Origin of the sequence: Yoonia sp. 72 (assembly GCF_034652275.1) — a bacterium.
GTDB lineage: Bacteria > Pseudomonadota > Alphaproteobacteria > Rhodobacterales > Rhodobacteraceae > Yoonia.
This window is the reverse complement of the sequence record NZ_JAXIWG010000002.1, coordinates 49102-65991: the sequence shown is the minus strand read 5'-3', so window position 1 is coordinate 65991 and position 16890 is coordinate 49102. Positions and strand designations below refer to the sequence as shown.

Here is a 16890-nt window from a genome sequence, read left to right as displayed (position 1 = left end):
GACCATCCGGAACCAAAGCCTTGCGCGCGCGTTGGCCGATGTGATTGGTCAACCCGCGCCTCTTGGGCTAGGTCTGTACCCAACGACGACCAAAGGCCTGGGGGAGGCACCGCGTGAAAAGACACCTGTGGATATCGGCGGCCTTTGTTTTGGGGGCCGGTGCGGCCACGGCGCAGGAGGTGCGATTGGTCGCGGATACGGCACGCAGCGCGCTGAATGACGCGTCGCTGCTGCGCGCGCTAGATGATACCGCAGCCCCGCAGGATTATGTCGCCGCCGCACGGGCGGATTATCGCCGGTTGCTGACAGCCCTCTACGCCGAAGGGTATTATGGCGGCACGATCTCGATCACCGTTGACGGGGCCGAGGCGGCGAACCTCGCCCCGCTGGCAGCGCCGTCGTCAATCAATGAAGTCGTGATTACCGTGGACGCCGGTCCGCGGTTCACCTTTGGGCAGGTCGTGATTGCGCCCTTGCCGCCAAATGCGGATGTGCCGACCGACCTTGGCCCGCGCGAGCCCGCCCGTTCGGGGCTGATCCGCACCGCCACAACGCAAAGCCTGCGCAGTTGGCGCGATCTCGGCTATCCGCTGGTGCAGGTGGACAGCCAGCAGATCATCGCGCGGCACCCTGATGAAAAACTCGACGTGACCATCGGGCTTGATCCCGGTCCGCAACTGCGGTTCGGCGAACTGGAAGTGTCGGGCAACCGGCGCGTGCGCACCGAACGCGTGCGCGCCATCGCGGGGCTGCCCGAGGGTGAAATCTATGCGCCCGATACCATCGCGGCCGCCGAACAACGTCTGCGCCGGACCGGCACATTCAACAGCGTCGCCCTGACGACCGCCGATGTGGCAGGCCCTGGCGACACGATCGGAGTGCGCGCACAACTGGACGAAGCCAAGCGGCGTAGGATCGGCTTTGGTCTGGAGCTTGATTCCGTCGAAGGGCTGACGGTGTCCACCTTCTGGCTGCATCGCAACCTGCTGGGCGGTGCCGAACGGCTGCGTGCCGAGGCTGTCGTGTCCAACATCAACGCCGATACAGGCGGGACCGATTATGCCCTGCGTGGCAGCTTTGGCAGGCCCGCGACCTTTGGCCCCGACACGGATTTCTATCTCAGCGCCGAAATTTCGCGGCAGGACGAAGACGCTTTTCTGGTGGACAAGGTCGAACTCGAAACCGGGCTGATCCGGTATCTGACAGACGAACTGACGGTGCAGGGCGGTATCGGCCTTTTGACCGCGCGCGAAGACAGCGCATTGGGTGAACGCGATTACACGCTGGTGACCTTGCCCCTGCGTGCGACGCTGGACCGGCGCGACAATGCGACGGATGCGACGGCGGGCTATTATCTGGATGCGCGCGTCACACCTTTTGCAAGCTTCGATGGCGATCTGAACGGGGCGCGCATCTATGGCGACGCCCGCATCTATCGGTCTTTTGGTGAAACCGACGGCTTTACCCTTGCCGCGCGCGGCCTTGTGGGCAGCCTTGTCGGGGCCGAGATCGGCGAGGCACCTGCCGATTTTCTGTATTTCTCGGGCGGTGGTGGCACCGTGCGGGGGCAACCCTATCAATCGCTTGGCGTGGAAACGCAGGTCGGCATGGACATGGTCACAACCGGTGGGACGTCGTTTCTGGGGGCGCAGCTCGAAGCGCGTTATGCGATCCGCGACAACATCTCGCTGGTGGGTTTTTACGACACCGGCTTTGTCGGGGACACGGCCATCCCCGGCGAGAGCGGTGAATGGCACGCAGGCGCAGGGATCGGGGTGCGCTACAATACCGGCATTGGCCCGATCCGGCTGGATATCGGCACCCCCGCCAGCGGCGACGATGCAGGCGAAAGCGTGCAGGTCTATATCGGAATAGGACAAGCGTTTTGAGACTTCTTTGCCTGATCATCTTTCTGGTTCTGCCCGCGTCCCTGATCGCGCAAGCCGACGACGGCGACCGCGGCTATCTGACCCGCCTGATCGAGGATAACCTGTCGGGCGAGGATCGCACCGTCACCATCATCGGCTTTGAAGGTGCGCTAAGCTCCGAGGCGCGGATTGCGCAGATGACCATCGCCGATGCCGATGGCGTCTGGCTGACGCTCGAGGATCTGGTGCTGCAATGGAGCCGTGCGTCGCTGTTGCGCGGCGCGATCAATGTGCAGCAGTTGCGTGCAGGCCGCGTGATCCTGTCGCGCGCGCCTGTGGGCGGCGACACCGGCCCATCCCCCGAGGCGCAGCCGTTTGCGCTGCCCGAATTGCCGGTCAGCGTGTCCATCGGCGTGCTGGACATTGCGCGGATCGAGATTGACCAGTCCTTCCTCGGCGAACCTGTTGTGGCAAGCGTGCAGGGTTCGGCGCAGTTGGCGGGGGGCGAAGGCACCGCGGATGTGCTGGCCACGCGGCGGGACGGCAAAGAGGGGTCATTCCAGATCGACGGCAGCTATTCCAATGAAACCAACGTTCTGGCCATCCTGCTGGACCTTGACGAAGGCCCAGACGGGATCGCTGCGCGCCTGTTGGACCTGCCGGGCCGTCCCTCGGTCAAGCTGACGGTACAGGGCGATGCGCCACTGGATGATTTCGCCGCGACCCTCGCGCTGGCCACCGACGGGCAGGACCGGCTGACAGGCGATTTCGCCTTGGCGACGGTGGGGGGGCAGCAGCAGGTGCGGCTTGACGTGGGCGGCGATGTCTCGCCGCTGTTTGCAGAGGAATATCAGGACTTTTTCGGCACCGAGGCGCAGTTGCAGGTTGCGGTCAACCGTGCAGCGGATGGCAGTATCGACATTCCGCAGATCGCGCTCGATGCAGGCCGCGCGCGCCTGACAGGCACCGTGCGGATCGGCGCGCAGGGCTGGCCGGAGATCATCAGCATCACGGGCGGTATCACGCCTGACGACGATCTGCCTGTCCTGTTGCCGTTGGGCGGACCGCGTACCTTTGTTGATGGTGTGACGCTGGACGTGAACTATGACGCTGCCGTGTCGGACAACTGGACGATGGATATGACCGTGAACGGGCTGGACCGTCCGGGCCTCGGGATCGAGGTGCTGACAGCGCGCGGCGGTGGTGTGCTGCAATCGGGCGAAGGCGAACAGGTCGGGCGTCTGACCGCCAACGTGACCTATGGCACGCAGGGGCTGCAACTGGACGACAGCGGTGCGTCGCAGGCGCTCGGCGATGCCGTGACCGGCGCGCTGCTTTTGGAACGTATCGAAGGCCAGAATGTCGAAATCCGGCGCCTGTCGCTGTCGGGTGCGGGCCTGTCCCTGCTCGCAAGGGCCGAGATCGCGGGCGCAAGGCAGGGGTTCCAGACGGATGCGACCATCCGGGCCAATGTCGTTGGGCTGGAAAGGTTTTCGACTCTGGTCGGGCAGGATCTGGGTGGCGATGCGATGTTCGACATCGTGGCCGACCTGACCCCGCTTGACGGCATCTTCAACATCGGCCTGACCGGCACAACATCCGACCTTTCCGTGGGTATCCCGCAGGCCGATGCGGTGCTGGCCGGCGATGGCACCATTGCTGCGCGCCTTGTGCGCGATACGGCGGGCACGCGGCTGGAAAACCTTGCCGTTGCCACCGCCGCCGCAGAGGTCACGGCCTCTGCAAACCTGACGAGCGCTGGATCGGTTGCCGATATCGACGCGACCTTGCGCGATGTATCGCTGATCGCGCCGGACCTTGCCGGTGCGGCGACCGCCACCGGGCAGGTCACGATGTCCGCACAAGGGCAGATCGGCTTTACGCTGGCAGGCGATGCGCCTGCGGCCAGTTATAGCGCGACAGGCACGGTTGTGCCGGTCCCCGAGGATGGGCAAACCGTCAATATCGACCTTGCTGCCGATGTGACCGATCTTTCGGCTTATGCCGGTGTCGCGGGGCGCCCCTTGGCCGGGGCTGCCGCCTTGACGGTGCGGGGTGTGCTGCTGAGCGACAGTGCGCGGTTCACGTTTGATATCGCGGGGCAGACGCAGGACCTTGTCACGGGGATCGACCGGCTTGATCCGCTGCTTGCTGGCGCGGGGCAGATCGCGGCGCAGATCGCGCGCACGGGGGACGATGCGGTGCAGGTCTCGGGGCTGTCCGTGCAGACGCCTGCAGTGGACATTCAGGGTGACGCCGATTTGCGGCTGGACGGGCCGGTCACGGCCGACCTTGCCTTGCGGATCGCGGATGCCAGTATCGTCGATCCAGCGCTTACCGGACCGCTGGACCTGACGCTGGATGCGACCCCCACGCCCGAGGGGGATACGGGCGCTGTCTTGCGGATCACCGGCCCCGATGTCGATGTGGCGCTTGATGCTGTCGTCGCCGGGCGTGACGCTGATTATGCAACCACCGGCGATCTGACCGCACAGGTCGGCGATCTGTCCACCTATGCGGGCCTGATCGGACGGCCCCTGCGAGGCACGATCGACATGAGCGCCTCTGGCCGCATCGTGCCAGACCTCAGCGCGTTTGATGTTCAGGCCAATCTGCGCAGCGAAAGTCTGGGGATCGGCAATCCGACGGCAGATGCGCTGCTGGCGGGCACCGGCCGGATCACGGCCGACCTTGGTCTGGCCGAGGAAGGGCTGGTCGTGCGCACGCTGGAGGTATCGACGCCGCAGGTGTCCTTTGTCGGTGCGCTGAACAGCAACGGCGGCGACCGGCAAGGGCGTTTCAACGCCAGCTTGCGTGACGTGGGTCTGCTGACCGACCAGATCAGCGGGCCTGTGCGCGCGACAGGCAGCGCATCGCTGGATGCGGCAGGCAACTGGGGTGTGGATGCCACCGGCACCGGACCGGGTGGCCTGACGGCAGAGGTGCGCGGCAGCGTGGCGCAATCGGGAACGCTCGATCTTGCGATCAGGGGGGCTGCGCCGCTCGCACTTGCCAATGCCGCGATCGAGCCGCGCCGCCTGAGCGGGACCGCGAATTTCGATCTGCGCGCTGCGGGGCAGCCGGGGCTGGATGCCATTAGCGGACAGATCACCTTTGCCGATGGCCGCCTTGCCGCGCCGACGCTGGGGCAGGCGCTGAGCGGGATCACGGGTGCCGTGCGTCTGGTCAATGGCACGGCGCAGATCGACCTGCGGTCCGGCGTCGAAGCGGGTGGTAGCCTTGCGATCAGCGGGCCAATCGGATTTGGGGACGGCAACCCCGCCGATGTCACGGTCCGGCTGAACGATGTTGTGCTGAAAGACCCCGAGCTTTACCGGACCACAATTGCCGGGACTGTGACGTTGCAGGGGCCCTTGCAGGGTGGTGCGCGGATCGCGGGCCAGCTTGCGCTGGGCCAAACCGATGTGCAGGTGCCGTCTTCCAGCATCAGCACCTTGGGGGCCTTGCCCGATGTCGTGCATATGCGGCCCGAGCGAGCGGTGACGACGACGCTGGCGCGCGCCGGCCTTTTGCCCAGCGGTGCCGAAATCAATGGCGGCGGCACCACAGGCACGCGGCGTGCATTCCCGCTCAACATCGTGATTGATGCGCCGTCGCGGATCTTCATCCGCGGACGCGGGCTTGACGCGGAACTTGGTGGCCGCTTGACCATCGGCGGCACCAGCGCGGATGTGATCCCCGTCGGGCGGTTTGATCTTTTGCGCGGGCGCATCGACATTCTGCAACAACGCTTCGATCTGACCGAAGGCAGCGCATCCTTGCAGGGCGATTTCGAACCCTACATCCGGCTGGTCGCCTCGACCACCAGCGCCACGGGCACGCAGGTCAGCATCGTTGTCGAAGGGCCCGCCAGTGAACCCGAGGTCAGTTTCCAGTCCGTGCCCGACCTGCCGCAGGACGAGGTGCTGTCACAGCTGATCTTTGGCCGCGACCTGCAAAGCATCAGCCCCTTGCAGGCCGTGCAGCTCGCGGGTGCGATCAGCACGCTGGCGGGCGGTGGTGGCGGGGCCGTTGACCGGTTGCGCCAGAACCTCGGTCTGGATGATTTCGACGTGACCACCGACGAAGAAGGCAATGCCGCCGTGCGCGCGGGGCGTTACCTGTCCGAGAACGTCTATACCGATGTCACCGTCAGCAGCGATGGCGGCACCGAGATCAACCTCAACCTCGATGTCACCGACGAGATCGTGGCCAAAGGCGGCGTCGATCAGGACGGCGGCACCAGCATCGGCATCTTCTTCGAGCGCGACTACTAGACATCGTGCGCGCCTGTCGGGGTGGCCGTGCGCGGGTGAACAGCGCCGGGACTGGTCAGGCGGACGTGCAGGGCTTAGCTGTTGGTCATGCCATGATGGGATAAATGATGACCGACGAACTCGCCCTGATCAGCCGTGACAAACTGCCCGATGCCTTGCACGTGCTGCTGGCCGAATATCCGCGCGCGGGGTGGGAAAATGACCCCGGTTTCGACGGGCTGATCCGGTTCTGGTTGGACCGGCACCTGATGTTCCGCCGCCTGATGGCCGAAATGGGCACTGTGACCGACAAGCTGCTGGACCGCAAACTGGCCCCCGACCAGTTTGCCGCGAACCTGTCGCGCTATGGTGGCATGTTCGTCAACGGCCTGCACGAACATCATACGATCGAGGACAGCTATTACTTTCCCAAGCTGATGAAAAAAGACAAGCGGATCAGCCGCGGATTCGACATCCTTGACGCCGACCATCACGCGCTGGACGAATTTCTGGCGTCGTTCGTCAAAAGCGCCAATGGCGTGCTGCAGGCGCAAGGCCCGCGCGATGCCCTGCAGGACAAGGCGGGGTCGTTCCAGTCGGAACTGGCCCGTCTGGAACGGTTGCTGAACCGCCATCTGGTGGACGAGGAAGAACTCGTCGTGCCGGTGCTGCTGCGCTATGGCAGCCGCGATCTGGGGTGATCACTGCAGCCGGAACGCGGCGGCCCGTCCGGCGCCCTGATCCACGGTAAAGCGGATCAGGTCATTGTTGATCTCGACCAGCTGGCAGTTATAGGGGATCAGATCGCCACCCCAGAACAGCTCGCGGCAGAAATAGCCGTCCTGCCAGCTCCATGTGCCTTCGATCTCCCAGCCGATGGCATTGCCCGTGACCTGCCCGTTGTCGAGCACAGTGAGCGAGATGCCATAAAAGCGATGGCGCAGCTCCTTGCCTTCGACCAGCGACAGGAACGTCTGCTCGTCCGTCACGGGGACATAATTCGCCATCGCAGTGCCTGCCGTCAGCGACAGGCCAAGCGCCAGAACAAGTGTCTTCATGGTTAACCTCGGCTTCTTTCCTTGCTTTTACGCAAGGACAATCCGGTCGGTTCACTTTCGATCCGGCGGTTTGTGCCAAGCGCGTTGCAAAACACCTTGAGGGGCGGACTACGAGACTGCACCGCCGCCCGCTGCTTTGAGGTCATGCCATCGCGGTGCTTGCCGGCATTCGATTGTTCTGCCATCTGGATGGGCAGGGAACGTGGCTAGACCACTCGCACGAAAGGACAATTTGCATGCCTTACCCAGATTTCATCAACGCATTCCCCGGTGCTGACGTGCCTTTCCCCGCAGATGTCGTGCAGACGGCGGCGGTCCAGTCGGATGCTGGTCTTGTGGTCTTTTTCACCTTTCTCAAGGACATGGAGTTGCCCATGCACGCACACGGAGCGCAATGGGGTACTGTTGTGGAAGGTCAAATCGAACTGACCATCGGTGGGGAAACGAAGCTCTACAAAGCAGGTGACAGCTATTCTATCCCGGCGGGCGTCGCGCATGGGGCTCAGATTAAATCTGGTACGCGGGTGATCGATGTATTCGAAGAGGCGGATCGATTTAAGATCACCGCCTGACGGACGGCTGCAATATCCGCTTTGCAGCAGCCTGTTCACACGAGATAAAACCAGCCAGTGGCAACCCCTGCCTGACCCCCGCCGTGGGTGTCGGTTAAAGCCCCAGCACATCCATCATGTCATAAGCCCCCGGCGCCTTGTCCTGCCCCCAAAGTGCCGCCTTGAGCGCGCCGCGCGCGAATATCGCGCGGTCAGTCGCCAGATGGCGCAGCACGATCCGTTCACCGGCGGCGGCAAAGATCACGTCATGTTCGCCCACGATGTCGCCGCCGCGGATGGCTGAAAACCCGATATCGCCGCGCTGCCTTGCGCCGGTCATGCCGTCGCGCCCAGCGTCGCGGACATCGGCCAATGTCACGCCACGCCCTGCGGCGGCGGCTTCACCCAGCATCAAGGCCGTGCCGGATGGCGCATCGACCTTCTTGTTGTGATGCGCCTCGACGATCTCGATATCGAAATCGGGGTCGAGGGCTTCGGCCACCTTTTGTGTGAGCTTTACCAGCAGGTTGACGCCCAGCGACATGTTCCCTGCCCGCACGATCACGGCATGGCGTGCGGCGGCGTCGATGGCTTTGATGTCGGCGTCCGACAGGCCCGTCGTGCCGATCACATGCACTGCGCGCGCCTGCGCGGCCAACGCGGCAAAGCCCACGGTCGCGGCAGGGGCGGTGAAATCGATCACGGCCTGTGCGCGGGCGAAAGCCTCCAGCGCGTCATCGGTGACGGTGACGCCCACAGGCTGGCCACCCATGGCTGTGCCGATATCCTGTCCGATCCAGTCGTGACCTGTGCGTTCCAGTACGCCCGCCAGATGGCATTTTTCCGACGCCAGCACCGCCTTGACCAGCATCTGGCCCATGCGCCCCGATCCGCCTGTAATCACGATTCCCGGTGTGTCGGTCATGTCTTTGCCCCCATCTCTTTGCCCCGTCTTAGCGGCGCTTTGCCCCCGGTGCAAAGCCTTGCTTGGCTTTGTCGCCCACAGTGATTAAATGCAGGGCATGGCAAAGAACACACAACGCGATGGCAAGGCCCCGACGCAGCGCATGTTGCGCGTGGGCGAAATGATCCGCCGGACCCTGTCCGAAATCCTGCAACGGGGCGAGGTTCACGACCCCGACCTTGCGCGCATGTCGATCACCGTGGGCGAGGTGCGCATGTCGCCCGACCTGCGCATCGCGACGGCGTTCATCCTGCCGCTTGGCGGGATCGGCAAGGAAGAGGCGCTGGATGCCCTGCGCCGCAACCGTCACGAGGTCCGGCATCTGGTGGTCAAGGGCGGCACGATGAAATTCGCGCCCGAACTGCGGTTCCAGCTAGATGGCACCTTTGACCAGATGGACGCGACCCGCGCGCTGCTGGCCGATGACCACGTCAGGCAGGATCTGGACGAGTGAGGCTTGCGCTTGCTTTGCTTCTTGCGCCGCTTGCGCTGCCTGCGGCTGCCGTGACCTGCGAGGACGTCAGTTATCTGGGCAAAAGCTATACCGCCTGCACGGTCGATCCGGCGGCGGACGACCTGCGCCTGTTTCACAAGGATGGCGACACCATCCTTGGCAGTTTCCGCGCCATCGAAGGCTTGCCCGATGTGACCGCCCTGCCATTCGCGATGAATGCGGGCATGTATCACGCCGACCGCGCGCCCGTGGGCCATTACGTTGAAAACGGGGTCGAGGTGATGCGCGTCATCCCCAACGCAGGCCCCGGCAATTTCGGCCTTTTGCCCAATGGCGTGTTCTGCATCACCGAGGACAGCGCCCGCGTGATCGAAACGCTGCGCTATGTGGACGAATCCCCCGCCTGCCGCGATGCGACGCAATCAGGCCCGATGCTGGTGATCGACGGCGCATTGCATCCACGCTTTCTGCCCGACGGCACCTCGCGGTTCCTGCGCAATGGTGTCGGCACGACTGACGCGGGGGATCGCGCGGTTTTCGTCATCTCCAACGATGCGGTCAGTTTCCACGAATTCGGCAGCTTTTTCCGCGACTACCTGCAACTGCCCAACGCGCTTTATTTTGATGGCAAGGTGTCGCGCCTGCATGCACCAGCGCTGGGCCGGTCGGATTTCGGCGCTCAGATGGGGCCGATCGTGGGTGTGGTCGAATAGGCCAGCCCGATGATGCGGTCCACATCGGCACTGGTGGGCAAATGCACGACATCGGTCACAGCGATCCAGCCTGCCTCTGACACGTCATCGGCGGCAACAGGCGTGCCGCTGACATAATCGCACAGCACGACAGCCAGCAGGAAATGGAACTGCAACGCGCCCGCAGTGTCACGCCTGATGATGTCGAGATTGGTCAGATACCGGACAGGGCGCGCGACCACGCCGGTTTCCTCGGCCAGTTCACGCGCGGCGGCGGCCAGCGCGGTTTCGCCCGCATCCACATGCCCGCCCGGAAAGCCCCAAAGCCCCGCATCGGGCGGGTTTTTGCGCCGCACCAGCAGGACCCTGTCGTGATGCAGCACAACGGCGATGGCCCCCAGACGGGGCAGGGCAGGGCGGGTCGTGGTTTCCATGCGGGCAGCCTATGCGCGCCGCACCCCAAGCGAAAGCGTCATTGCCCCTTGGCGCGGGATATGATTGCACACATATATAGCCCAAATCCGTTAAAGGAGACCGCCATGCTCGAACTGAACGCGAAACCCACCGCCCCTGTCGATGTCATCAAGGACGGCACCGATGCCAGTTTCCCGCAGGACGTGATTCAGGCGTCGCAGGACGTGCCGGTCATCGTGGATTTCTGGGCGCCATGGTGCGGCCCGTGCAAGACGCTTGGCCCCGCCATCGAAGCTGCCGTGACCAAGGCAGGCGGACGAGTGAAGCTCGTGAAGATCGACGTGGACCGCAACCAGGTCTATGCAGGCCAGCTGCGGGTGCAGTCGATCCCGACCGTCTATGCTTTCTATCAGGGCCGCCCCGTGGACGGGTTCCAGGGCGCTTTGCCCCCGTCCGAGATCAACGCTTTTGTGGAAAAAATCGCAGCCTTGGCTGGCGAACCCGATGACGGACTGGCCGGTGCGATCGAGGCCGCCGAACAGATGCTGACCGAAGGGGCCGTGACCGACGCCGCCGAAACCTTTGCCGCCGTGCTGCAGGAAGACCCTGCCAACGCTCGCGCCTATGCCGGGCTGGTGCGGTGCTATCTGGCGCTCGACGATATCGATCAGGCCGAGGCGATCCTGAACGGTGCGCCTGCCGAAATCTCGACCGACCCCGCGCTGGAAGCGTTGCACGCCCAGATTACCCTGCTGCGCGAGGCGGCGAATGCCGGACCTGTGGGCGAATTGCAGGCGCAGGTCGAAGCCGACCCCGCCAACCATCAGGCACGGTTCGATCTGGCCGTGGCGCTGCATGCCAAGGGGCAGGTGGAAGAGGCTGTGAACGAGCTTCTCGAACTGTTCCGGCGCGACCGCGAATGGAACGACGGGGCCGCCAAAACCCAATTGTTCAAGATTTTCGACGCCCGCGATGCCAAGGACCCCATCGTGCTGACGGGACGGCGCAGGTTGTCGTCGATGATATTTGCCTGATCACAAAGGCGGGCTATTTCATGCCAATGATATCATCAACTGATCTGCCGGACACCATTCCGGTATTCCCCCTGCCCGGCGCGCTGCTTTTGCCGCGTTCGCGCTTGCCGCTGCACCTGTTCGAGCCGCGCTATCTTGCGATGCTTGACGATGTGATGAAAACATCCTCGCGGCTGATCGGGATGGTGCAACCCTATGACGCCCCCGGTGCGGCAGGCAAGCTGCACAGCATCGGCTGCGCGGGCAAGCTGACGGCGTTTTCGGAAACCGAGGACGGGCGCTATATGATCACCCTGTCGGGCGCGTCCCGTTTCCGCATCGTCGAAGAGGTCGAGGGGTTTACCCCCTACCGCCGCTGCAAGGTGAACTGGAACGGGTTTTCGCGCGATCTGGGACCGGTGGAAAAAGACCCCGATTTCGACCGCGACAGTTTCATGAAAGCGCTGAACCGCTTTCTGGTGGACCGTGGCCTGTCTACTGACTGGGACTCGCTCAGCGAGGCCGAGGATGAACTGCTCATCAACTCGCTGTCGATGCTCTGCCCCTTCACGCCCGAGGATAAACAGGCCCTGCTGGAAGCCCCGTCGCTGTCCACACGGCGCGAAACGCTGCTGACGCTGATGGAATATTCCCTGCGCGGCGGCAACGGAGAAGGTGTCATGCAATGAGCGAAGCCGGTTTCGACCCCAAGATGCTCGAGGCACTCGTCTGCCCCATCACCCACGCAACCCTGCGGTATGACGCCGAGCGGCAGGAACTGGTCAGCGAAAACGCGCATCTGGCATTCCCGATCCGCAACGGGATTCCGGTGATGCTGGTGGACGAGGCGCGGCAGGTGGAGTGATAGGGCGGGGGCGTCAAAGCGTGTCCAATGCCTCTTTGAGCCCTTACTTGCAGGTCGGACAGCCTGAGCTGTCGCCACTGCAGCCGAAGTATTCAGATGACGGTCAGGCGCGCAGGCTTGCTGTATTTCACAGTTTCTGAACGGCACCAGCGAACACAGGATCAGGCGCGCTTTGCAAAACCGAGAATTGCAGTCCTTCGCGCCAGTGATTGTATTTCGTGATGGTGAGCCGCATGCTCGAATGCGAGAGGTGTGGATAGCATGTCGGAGACACTTACCGCGTTGGGCGGCATCGGGCTGTTCCTGCTTGGCATGAAGATCATGACCGAGGCGCTGCGCGATGCGGCGGGTGCAAATCTGCGGCGGATGCTGGCACGGTTTACCTCCACACCGCTGCGCGGTGTTGCAAGCGGCGCGGTGACCACGGCGGTTATTCAGTCTTCTTCCGCGACAACGCTGATGACTGTGGGGTTCGTCGGTGCTGGGGTTCTGAGTTTTTCACAGGCGCTTGGCGTGATTTACGGTGCCAATATCGGCACCACCGTCACCGGCTGGATCGTGTCTCTGGTGGGCTTCAAGCTCAAACTGGGCGCGGTCGCGATGGGCGTTTTGTTCGTGGCAAGCCTGACAATGCTGTTGTCCCACGGTCGCCTCGCGCGTCTCGGTCGGATCGCGGCGGGGTTTAGCCTGCTGTTCATCGGGCTGGACATGATGCAAGACGGCATGTCCGGCGCAGCCAGTTGGATCACGCCCGAGCGGACGCCCGGAACCGGGTTGGCCGGGATGCTGGCCATGGCGGCGCTGGGGCTGGCGATCACGATGGTGATGCAATCATCTTCAGCTGCCGTCGCGGTGGTTTTGGTCTTGCTGAGCAGCGGCACGTTGCCGCTGATTCAGGCGGCGTCGGCGGTCATCGGGATGAACCTTGGCACCACATTGACCGCGCTGATGGCGACGATCGGGGGGTCAAGGGCGATGCAGCAGACCTCGATCGCGAATCTGTTGTTCAACCTAGGCACCATGGTGATCGCCTTTCCCATGTTGATGCTGATTGCAGGCCCGTTAGAGGCGCTGGCCGCGCGGACCGGGGCAGATACGGCGCTGGTGCTGTTTCACACCGGGTTCAACCTGCTGGGCGTGTTGGCCTTTCTGCCCGTCACCCATCATTTTGCGGCAGTGGTGGCATGGCTGCGGCCCGATCTCGGGGAACGCACAGCCCCCGAACTGGATCGCCGCCTGCTGAGCGACGAGGGTGCCGCGATGCAGGCCGCGCATAGCGCGGTGACCTGGGCTGCGCGCGAAATCTTTGCGGCCTATGCCCTGGCACTCGGACCCGGAGGCGACTTTCGGCGACTGTCAGCACTGGGCCCGCGGGTAACGCTGACACTGGAGGATCTGAAAGACTACATGGCGCAGATATCGGTGCCGCGCAACAAACCGACTGAGGCCGCTGCCTTTGCCGCCTTGATGCATCAAGCTGACCACCTTGATCGCCTGTTGGAGCAAGCGGGGAGGCGGAGCTTTATCCCGGTGCTGAAGCGTGATGCAGTGACACGGCGTCCTGTGCGATGGTTCGCCGCCTGTCTGTCTCCGGATCGGCAACAGGCGCTTGGCAAAATTGGCGCGCGTATGGCGCGCATGGCCGATCCGGTTGCTCATCGGTTCACGGGGCACCGGCGCGGCCTTCTGTCGGGCGAGCGAGCAGAGACCTATACGATGCAAGATACGTTTGAGGCGAACGACGCGATGCGGTGGTTCATGCGGATCATGCACAATGTCCAGCGCATCGGCGAATACGACCACGACGTGCAGGGCGGGTTAGCGTTGACGGCACAACCCGGTCCAGATGCAGAACGACCGTAAACAGGCTGGGTGACCTCCGGCGGATGCGGCTGACGACCTTGCCAGTCTACGGGTTACATTGCAGCAATGCAGGAACGGCAAGCTTGCGCCGGGCGCGCCCTGAAGAACGCTGAGAGGTCGCAACAATGCCAATGACGCCAAGCTGCCAACAGCCGCCATGCTGCGGGTCCAGCGAATGACCGCAAGGTCCCGCATGGCAGACCTTTGCAGGGTTTTTCACTGCCCGCCTCTTTCAAACACCCAAAACCCTGAACTCCCGCCTGATGGCAGCGGTGGCTGTCCACCATTCTGACGCCCGCGTGCGCTGCTGATGCAGATCGAACGCCGCCTGATCGGTGAAGGTCTCGTCCACCTGCCAGACCAGCGGGTCGTCTGTCGGGGTGACGTCGAAGTGCAGGCACCCGGCCTCGGCCCGTGACAGGCGGATATGTTCGGGTAGGTGCGCCACCACGATGGCCGCCTGCTGCGCATCGGCGCAGATCAACTGTCCGGATAGCCGGATCATCGCGGTATGTCCCTATTGAGCCTGCCGGCCTGCCGCATGTAGCCGCGCCGCAAGCAGAGGGTGCTGTTGGCCAGTCCTTTGGCGACAGCCGCGCCCAAGTCGCCGGACAAGAGGCTTTCCTTGCCGCCAGTAAAGCTAATGTTCCAGTTGTATGGCTTGGCGTCGGGGTTCAAGTTGCACCTATGAATTGCGGATTGGCCGTGACGATACCGATGGTGATCTGTGTCGAACAGGCATAACGGTGGGCCAGACATTTTTCTGACGAAAGAAACACCACCATGAACCGCAACACATTGTATCTGCTCATCGGCCTGCTGGTCGTCGGTCTGGTCGTCTTGGGTTATCTCTATTCTCAGGAAAGCCGCAGTGGCGTTGACATCACAATCGGCGATCAGGGCGTCTCGATCGAGGGGTACTAGGCCTGTCCCGCGGGTCGATGATGACACTCTGTGGGCTGAAGCCCGGTTTGGCATTCCGATCCGGCTGGTTTGTGCAGATCACCACCCGCCGGACCGCCCCGGTCAAGAGACCGGGACAGGCTCGCGCGCGCCGGTCATGAACGCCACGGCATCCGACATCGTGTAATCGCTTGGCTTGATGACGCAAAGCCGCTTGCCAAGACGGTGGATGTGGATGCGGTCCGCCACCTCGAACACATGCGGCATGTTGTGGCTGATCAGGATGATCGGGATGCCGCGCGAGCGCACGTCAAGGATCAGTTCCAGCACCTTGCGCGATTCCTTCACGCCCAGCGCGGCGGTGGGTTCGTCCAGAATGATGACCTTGGACCCGAAGGCCGCCGCCCGCGCCACGGCGACGCCCTGCCGCTGGCCGCCAGACAGCGTTTCCACCGCCTGATTGATGTTCTGGATCGTCATCAGCCCCAGTTCGGTCAGCTTTTCGCGGGCGAGCCGTTCCATCCTTGGCCGGTCAAGCTGGCGGAACACCTTGCCCATGATCCCCGGTTTGCGCAATTCGCGGCCCATGAACATGTTGTCGGCAATCGACAAAGCGGGCGACATCGCAAGGGTCTGATAGACCGTCTCGATCCCTTCCTTACGCGCGTCGGTGGGCGAGGTGAACTTGACCTTGCGCCCTTCCAGCAGCACCTCGCCTTCATCGGGGATGACGGCACCGGACATCGCCTTGATGAGCGAAGATTTACCTGCGCCATTGTCGCCGATCACGGCCAGAATCTCGCTCGGATAGAGGTCGAAATCGCAGTGGTCCAGCGCGGTTACACGGCCATAACGCTTGACCAGCCCGCGCCCCTGAAGAATGGGTTCCATCAGCCCGATACCTTTCTGATCCATTGGTCCACAGCGACCGCCGCGATGATCAGCACGCCGATCAGCAGGAAGGTCCATTGCGCATCCGCGCCCGCCAGCCGCAGCCCGAGGGTGAAAACACCCACGATCAGCGCGCCAAAGAACGTGCCAAGGATCGACCCGCGCCCGCCGAATAGGCTGATGCCGCCGATCACCACGGCGGTGATGCTTTCGATATTCAAGAGCTGCCCCGATGTCGGGCTGACGCTGCCGATCCGCCCGATCAGCGCCCAGCCTGCGATGGCGCAGATAAAGCCGGTCAGCGCATAGACCGAAATGATCGTGGCGCGCACGTTGACGCCCGACAGCTGTGCCGCGTCAGGGTCATCGCCCACGGCATAGATATGCCGCCCCCATGCCGTGTGCCGCAGCATATAGGCCAGCACCATGAAAATCAGCACCATGGCGATCACGCCATAGGTAAAGGTGGCACCGCCCTGACCCGCCTCGTTCGCGCCGACCTTGAAGGTCGTGCCAAGGAATTGCAGCAGCGACGCCTCGCTTTCGATATCCTGCGCGCGGATGGTTTCATTGCGCGAATAGAGGAAATTGGCCGCCAGCACGATCTGCCACATCCCGAGTGTGACAATGAACGGCGGCAGCTTCATCACTGCGACCAGCCAGCCGTTCAGCGTGCCGATGGCGGTGCCGAAGATGAGGCCGCACAGCACGGCGACCTCGACCGGCAGACCGTAGCGGAAGGTGAATTGTCCCATGATGACGCTGGACAGCACAGCGATCGCGCCGACGCTGAGGTCGATGCCCGCGGTCAGGATCACAAGGCTTTGCGCGGCGGCGACGATGCCGACGATCTGCACCTGTTGCAGGATCAGCGTCAGCGCGAAGGGCGAAAAGAACTTGGTGCCCAAAAGCAGCCCGAAGGTCACGATCGACATGGCCAGCACGAACAGCGGCACCAGCGCGGGTTGCAGATGTAGCATATGCTGGATCTGCGCCAGCGCGCCTTTGCGTGCGGGGGCAAAGGCCGCGACTGTCCCAGTATTGCCGGATTTCACCACGGCTTCAAAATCATCATTCTTGCTGGACATGGCGTGCCTC

Annotated in this window: 17 protein-coding genes; 11 read left to right on the top strand and 6 right to left on the bottom strand. The window is 63.4% G+C overall.

Annotated features, from left to right (window positions below):
• The first annotated feature begins 113 nt into the window (after positions 1-113).
• From VCK47_RS08935 to VCK47_RS08925, 3 genes are all read left to right on the top strand, one after another.
• Positions 114-1889 carry an autotransporter assembly complex protein TamA gene (locus tag VCK47_RS08935; protein WP_322890744.1) on the top strand — a complete coding sequence of 592 codons (1776 nt, stop codon included), beginning with the start codon at positions 114-116 and terminating at the stop codon, positions 1887-1889.
• A complete protein-coding gene (locus tag VCK47_RS08930) occupies positions 1886-6145 on the top strand; it encodes a translocation/assembly module TamB domain-containing protein (RefSeq protein WP_322890743.1) in 4260 nt (1419 codons plus the stop codon). Before VCK47_RS08935 ends, VCK47_RS08930 begins: the two co-directional genes overlap by 4 nt.
• A 107-nt stretch (positions 6146-6252) precedes the next feature.
• Complete coding sequence (locus VCK47_RS08925; protein ID WP_322890742.1) at positions 6253-6825, top strand: hemerythrin domain-containing protein; 573 nt, start codon at positions 6253-6255, stop codon at positions 6823-6825.
• Here the strand turns inward: VCK47_RS08925 and VCK47_RS08920 are convergent, their stop codons facing one another.
• Positions 6826-7182 (bottom strand): dihydrodipicolinate reductase, encoded by a 357-nt coding sequence (locus tag VCK47_RS08920; protein ID WP_322890741.1) that lies wholly within the window; start codon positions 7180-7182, stop codon positions 6826-6828.
• Positions 7183-7418: 236 nt separating this feature from the next.
• Here VCK47_RS08920 and VCK47_RS08915 point away from each other — a divergent pair, with 236 nt between their 5' ends.
• Positions 7419-7754: a cupin domain-containing protein gene (locus tag VCK47_RS08915; RefSeq protein ID WP_322890740.1), complete on the top strand. Its 336-nt coding sequence runs from the start codon at positions 7419-7421 to the stop codon at positions 7752-7754.
• A gap of 94 nt (positions 7755-7848) precedes the next feature.
• On the opposite strand, the gene dapB is transcribed toward VCK47_RS08915, so the two are convergent.
• Complete coding sequence (gene dapB / locus VCK47_RS08910) at positions 7849-8658, bottom strand: 4-hydroxy-tetrahydrodipicolinate reductase (protein ID WP_322890739.1); 810 nt, start codon at positions 8656-8658, stop codon at positions 7849-7851.
• A gap of 97 nt (positions 8659-8755) precedes the next feature.
• Here dapB and rbfA point away from each other — a divergent pair, with 97 nt between their 5' ends.
• Together rbfA and VCK47_RS08900 are read left to right on the top strand one after the other, a co-directional pair.
• Positions 8756-9151, top strand: a complete 396-nt coding sequence (gene rbfA / locus VCK47_RS08905) for a 30S ribosome-binding factor RbfA (protein ID WP_019955897.1) — start codon at positions 8756-8758, stop codon at positions 9149-9151.
• Complete coding sequence (locus VCK47_RS08900; RefSeq protein ID WP_322890738.1) at positions 9148-9864, top strand: phosphodiester glycosidase family protein; 717 nt, start codon at positions 9148-9150, stop codon at positions 9862-9864. The genes rbfA and VCK47_RS08900 overlap by 4 nt, the downstream gene beginning before the upstream one ends.
• On the opposite strand, the gene VCK47_RS08895 is transcribed toward VCK47_RS08900, so the two are convergent.
• Positions 9831-10277, bottom strand: coding sequence for an NUDIX hydrolase (locus tag VCK47_RS08895; protein WP_322890737.1), 447 nt, complete (start codon positions 10275-10277; stop codon positions 9831-9833). The genes VCK47_RS08900 and VCK47_RS08895 overlap by 34 nt on opposite strands.
• Before the next feature lie 105 nt (positions 10278-10382).
• Here VCK47_RS08895 and VCK47_RS08890 point away from each other — a divergent pair, with 105 nt between their 5' ends.
• The 4 genes from VCK47_RS08890 to VCK47_RS08875 all read left to right on the top strand — a co-directional run bounded on the left by VCK47_RS08890 (position 10383) and on the right by VCK47_RS08875 (position 13998).
• Positions 10383-11291, top strand: a complete 909-nt coding sequence (locus VCK47_RS08890; protein ID WP_322890736.1) for a co-chaperone YbbN — start codon at positions 10383-10385, stop codon at positions 11289-11291.
• A gap of 26 nt (positions 11292-11317) precedes the next feature.
• Positions 11318-11959: an LON peptidase substrate-binding domain-containing protein gene (locus tag VCK47_RS08885; RefSeq protein WP_322891264.1), complete on the top strand. Its 642-nt coding sequence runs from the start codon at positions 11318-11320 to the stop codon at positions 11957-11959.
• Positions 11956-12135 (top strand): Trm112 family protein, encoded by a 180-nt coding sequence (locus VCK47_RS08880; protein WP_322890735.1) that lies wholly within the window; start codon positions 11956-11958, stop codon positions 12133-12135. Before VCK47_RS08885 ends, VCK47_RS08880 begins: the two co-directional genes overlap by 4 nt.
• Positions 12136-12396: 261 nt before the next feature.
• A complete protein-coding gene (locus VCK47_RS08875) occupies positions 12397-13998 on the top strand; it encodes a Na/Pi symporter (RefSeq protein ID WP_322890734.1) in 1602 nt (533 codons plus the stop codon).
• A gap of 232 nt (positions 13999-14230) precedes the next feature.
• On the opposite strand, the gene VCK47_RS08870 is transcribed toward VCK47_RS08875, so the two are convergent.
• Positions 14231-14503, bottom strand: a complete 273-nt coding sequence (locus tag VCK47_RS08870; RefSeq protein ID WP_322890733.1) for a putative quinol monooxygenase — start codon at positions 14501-14503, stop codon at positions 14231-14233.
• A 278-nt stretch (positions 14504-14781) separates the two neighbouring features.
• On the opposite strand from VCK47_RS08870, the gene VCK47_RS08865 reads away from it, so the two are divergent.
• A complete protein-coding gene (locus VCK47_RS08865; protein WP_322890732.1) occupies positions 14782-14922 on the top strand; it encodes a hypothetical protein in 141 nt (46 codons plus the stop codon).
• A gap of 102 nt (positions 14923-15024) precedes the next feature.
• On the opposite strand, the gene VCK47_RS08860 is transcribed toward VCK47_RS08865, so the two are convergent.
• Positions 15025-15792, bottom strand: coding sequence for an ATP-binding cassette domain-containing protein (locus VCK47_RS08860; RefSeq protein WP_322890731.1), 768 nt, complete (start codon positions 15790-15792; stop codon positions 15025-15027).
• Positions 15792-16880 carry an ABC transporter permease gene (locus VCK47_RS08855; RefSeq protein WP_322890730.1) on the bottom strand — a complete coding sequence of 363 codons (1089 nt, stop codon included), beginning with the start codon at positions 16878-16880 and terminating at the stop codon, positions 15792-15794. Before VCK47_RS08855 ends, VCK47_RS08860 begins: the two co-directional genes overlap by 1 nt.
• Positions 16881-16890: the final 10 nt, after the last annotated feature.

Bases quoted from the DNA above. Each gene is read 5' to 3' on its own strand.
- VCK47_RS08895 (WP_322890737.1), bottom strand. From the start codon at position 10,277: ATGGAAACCACGACCCGCCCTGCCCTGCCCCGTCTGGGGGCCATCGCC.
- rbfA (WP_019955897.1), top strand. From the start codon at position 8,756: ATGGCAAAGAACACACAACGCGATGGCAAGGCCCCGACGCAGCGCATG.
- VCK47_RS08860 (WP_322890731.1), bottom strand. From the start codon at position 15,792: ATGGAACCCATTCTTCAGGGGCGCGGGCTGGTCAAGCGTTATGGCCGT.
- VCK47_RS08885 (WP_322891264.1), top strand. From the start codon at position 11,318: ATGATATCATCAACTGATCTGCCGGACACCATTCCGGTATTCCCCCTG.
- VCK47_RS08870 (WP_322890733.1), bottom strand. From the start codon at position 14,503: ATGATCCGGCTATCCGGACAGTTGATCTGCGCCGATGCGCAGCAGGCG.
- dapB (WP_322890739.1), bottom strand. From the start codon at position 8,658: ATGACCGACACACCGGGAATCGTGATTACAGGCGGATCGGGGCGCATG.
- VCK47_RS08865 (WP_322890732.1), top strand. From the start codon at position 14,782: ATGAACCGCAACACATTGTATCTGCTCATCGGCCTGCTGGTCGTCGGT.
- VCK47_RS08875 (WP_322890734.1), top strand. From the start codon at position 12,397: ATGTCGGAGACACTTACCGCGTTGGGCGGCATCGGGCTGTTCCTGCTT.
- VCK47_RS08915 (WP_322890740.1), top strand. From the start codon at position 7,419: ATGCCTTACCCAGATTTCATCAACGCATTCCCCGGTGCTGACGTGCCT.
- VCK47_RS08880 (WP_322890735.1), top strand. From the start codon at position 11,956: ATGAGCGAAGCCGGTTTCGACCCCAAGATGCTCGAGGCACTCGTCTGC.
- VCK47_RS08855 (WP_322890730.1), bottom strand. From the start codon at position 16,880: ATGTCCAGCAAGAATGATGATTTTGAAGCCGTGGTGAAATCCGGCAAT.
- VCK47_RS08925 (WP_322890742.1), top strand. From the start codon at position 6,253: ATGACCGACGAACTCGCCCTGATCAGCCGTGACAAACTGCCCGATGCC.
- VCK47_RS08890 (WP_322890736.1), top strand. From the start codon at position 10,383: ATGCTCGAACTGAACGCGAAACCCACCGCCCCTGTCGATGTCATCAAG.
- VCK47_RS08920 (WP_322890741.1), bottom strand. From the start codon at position 7,182: ATGAAGACACTTGTTCTGGCGCTTGGCCTGTCGCTGACGGCAGGCACT.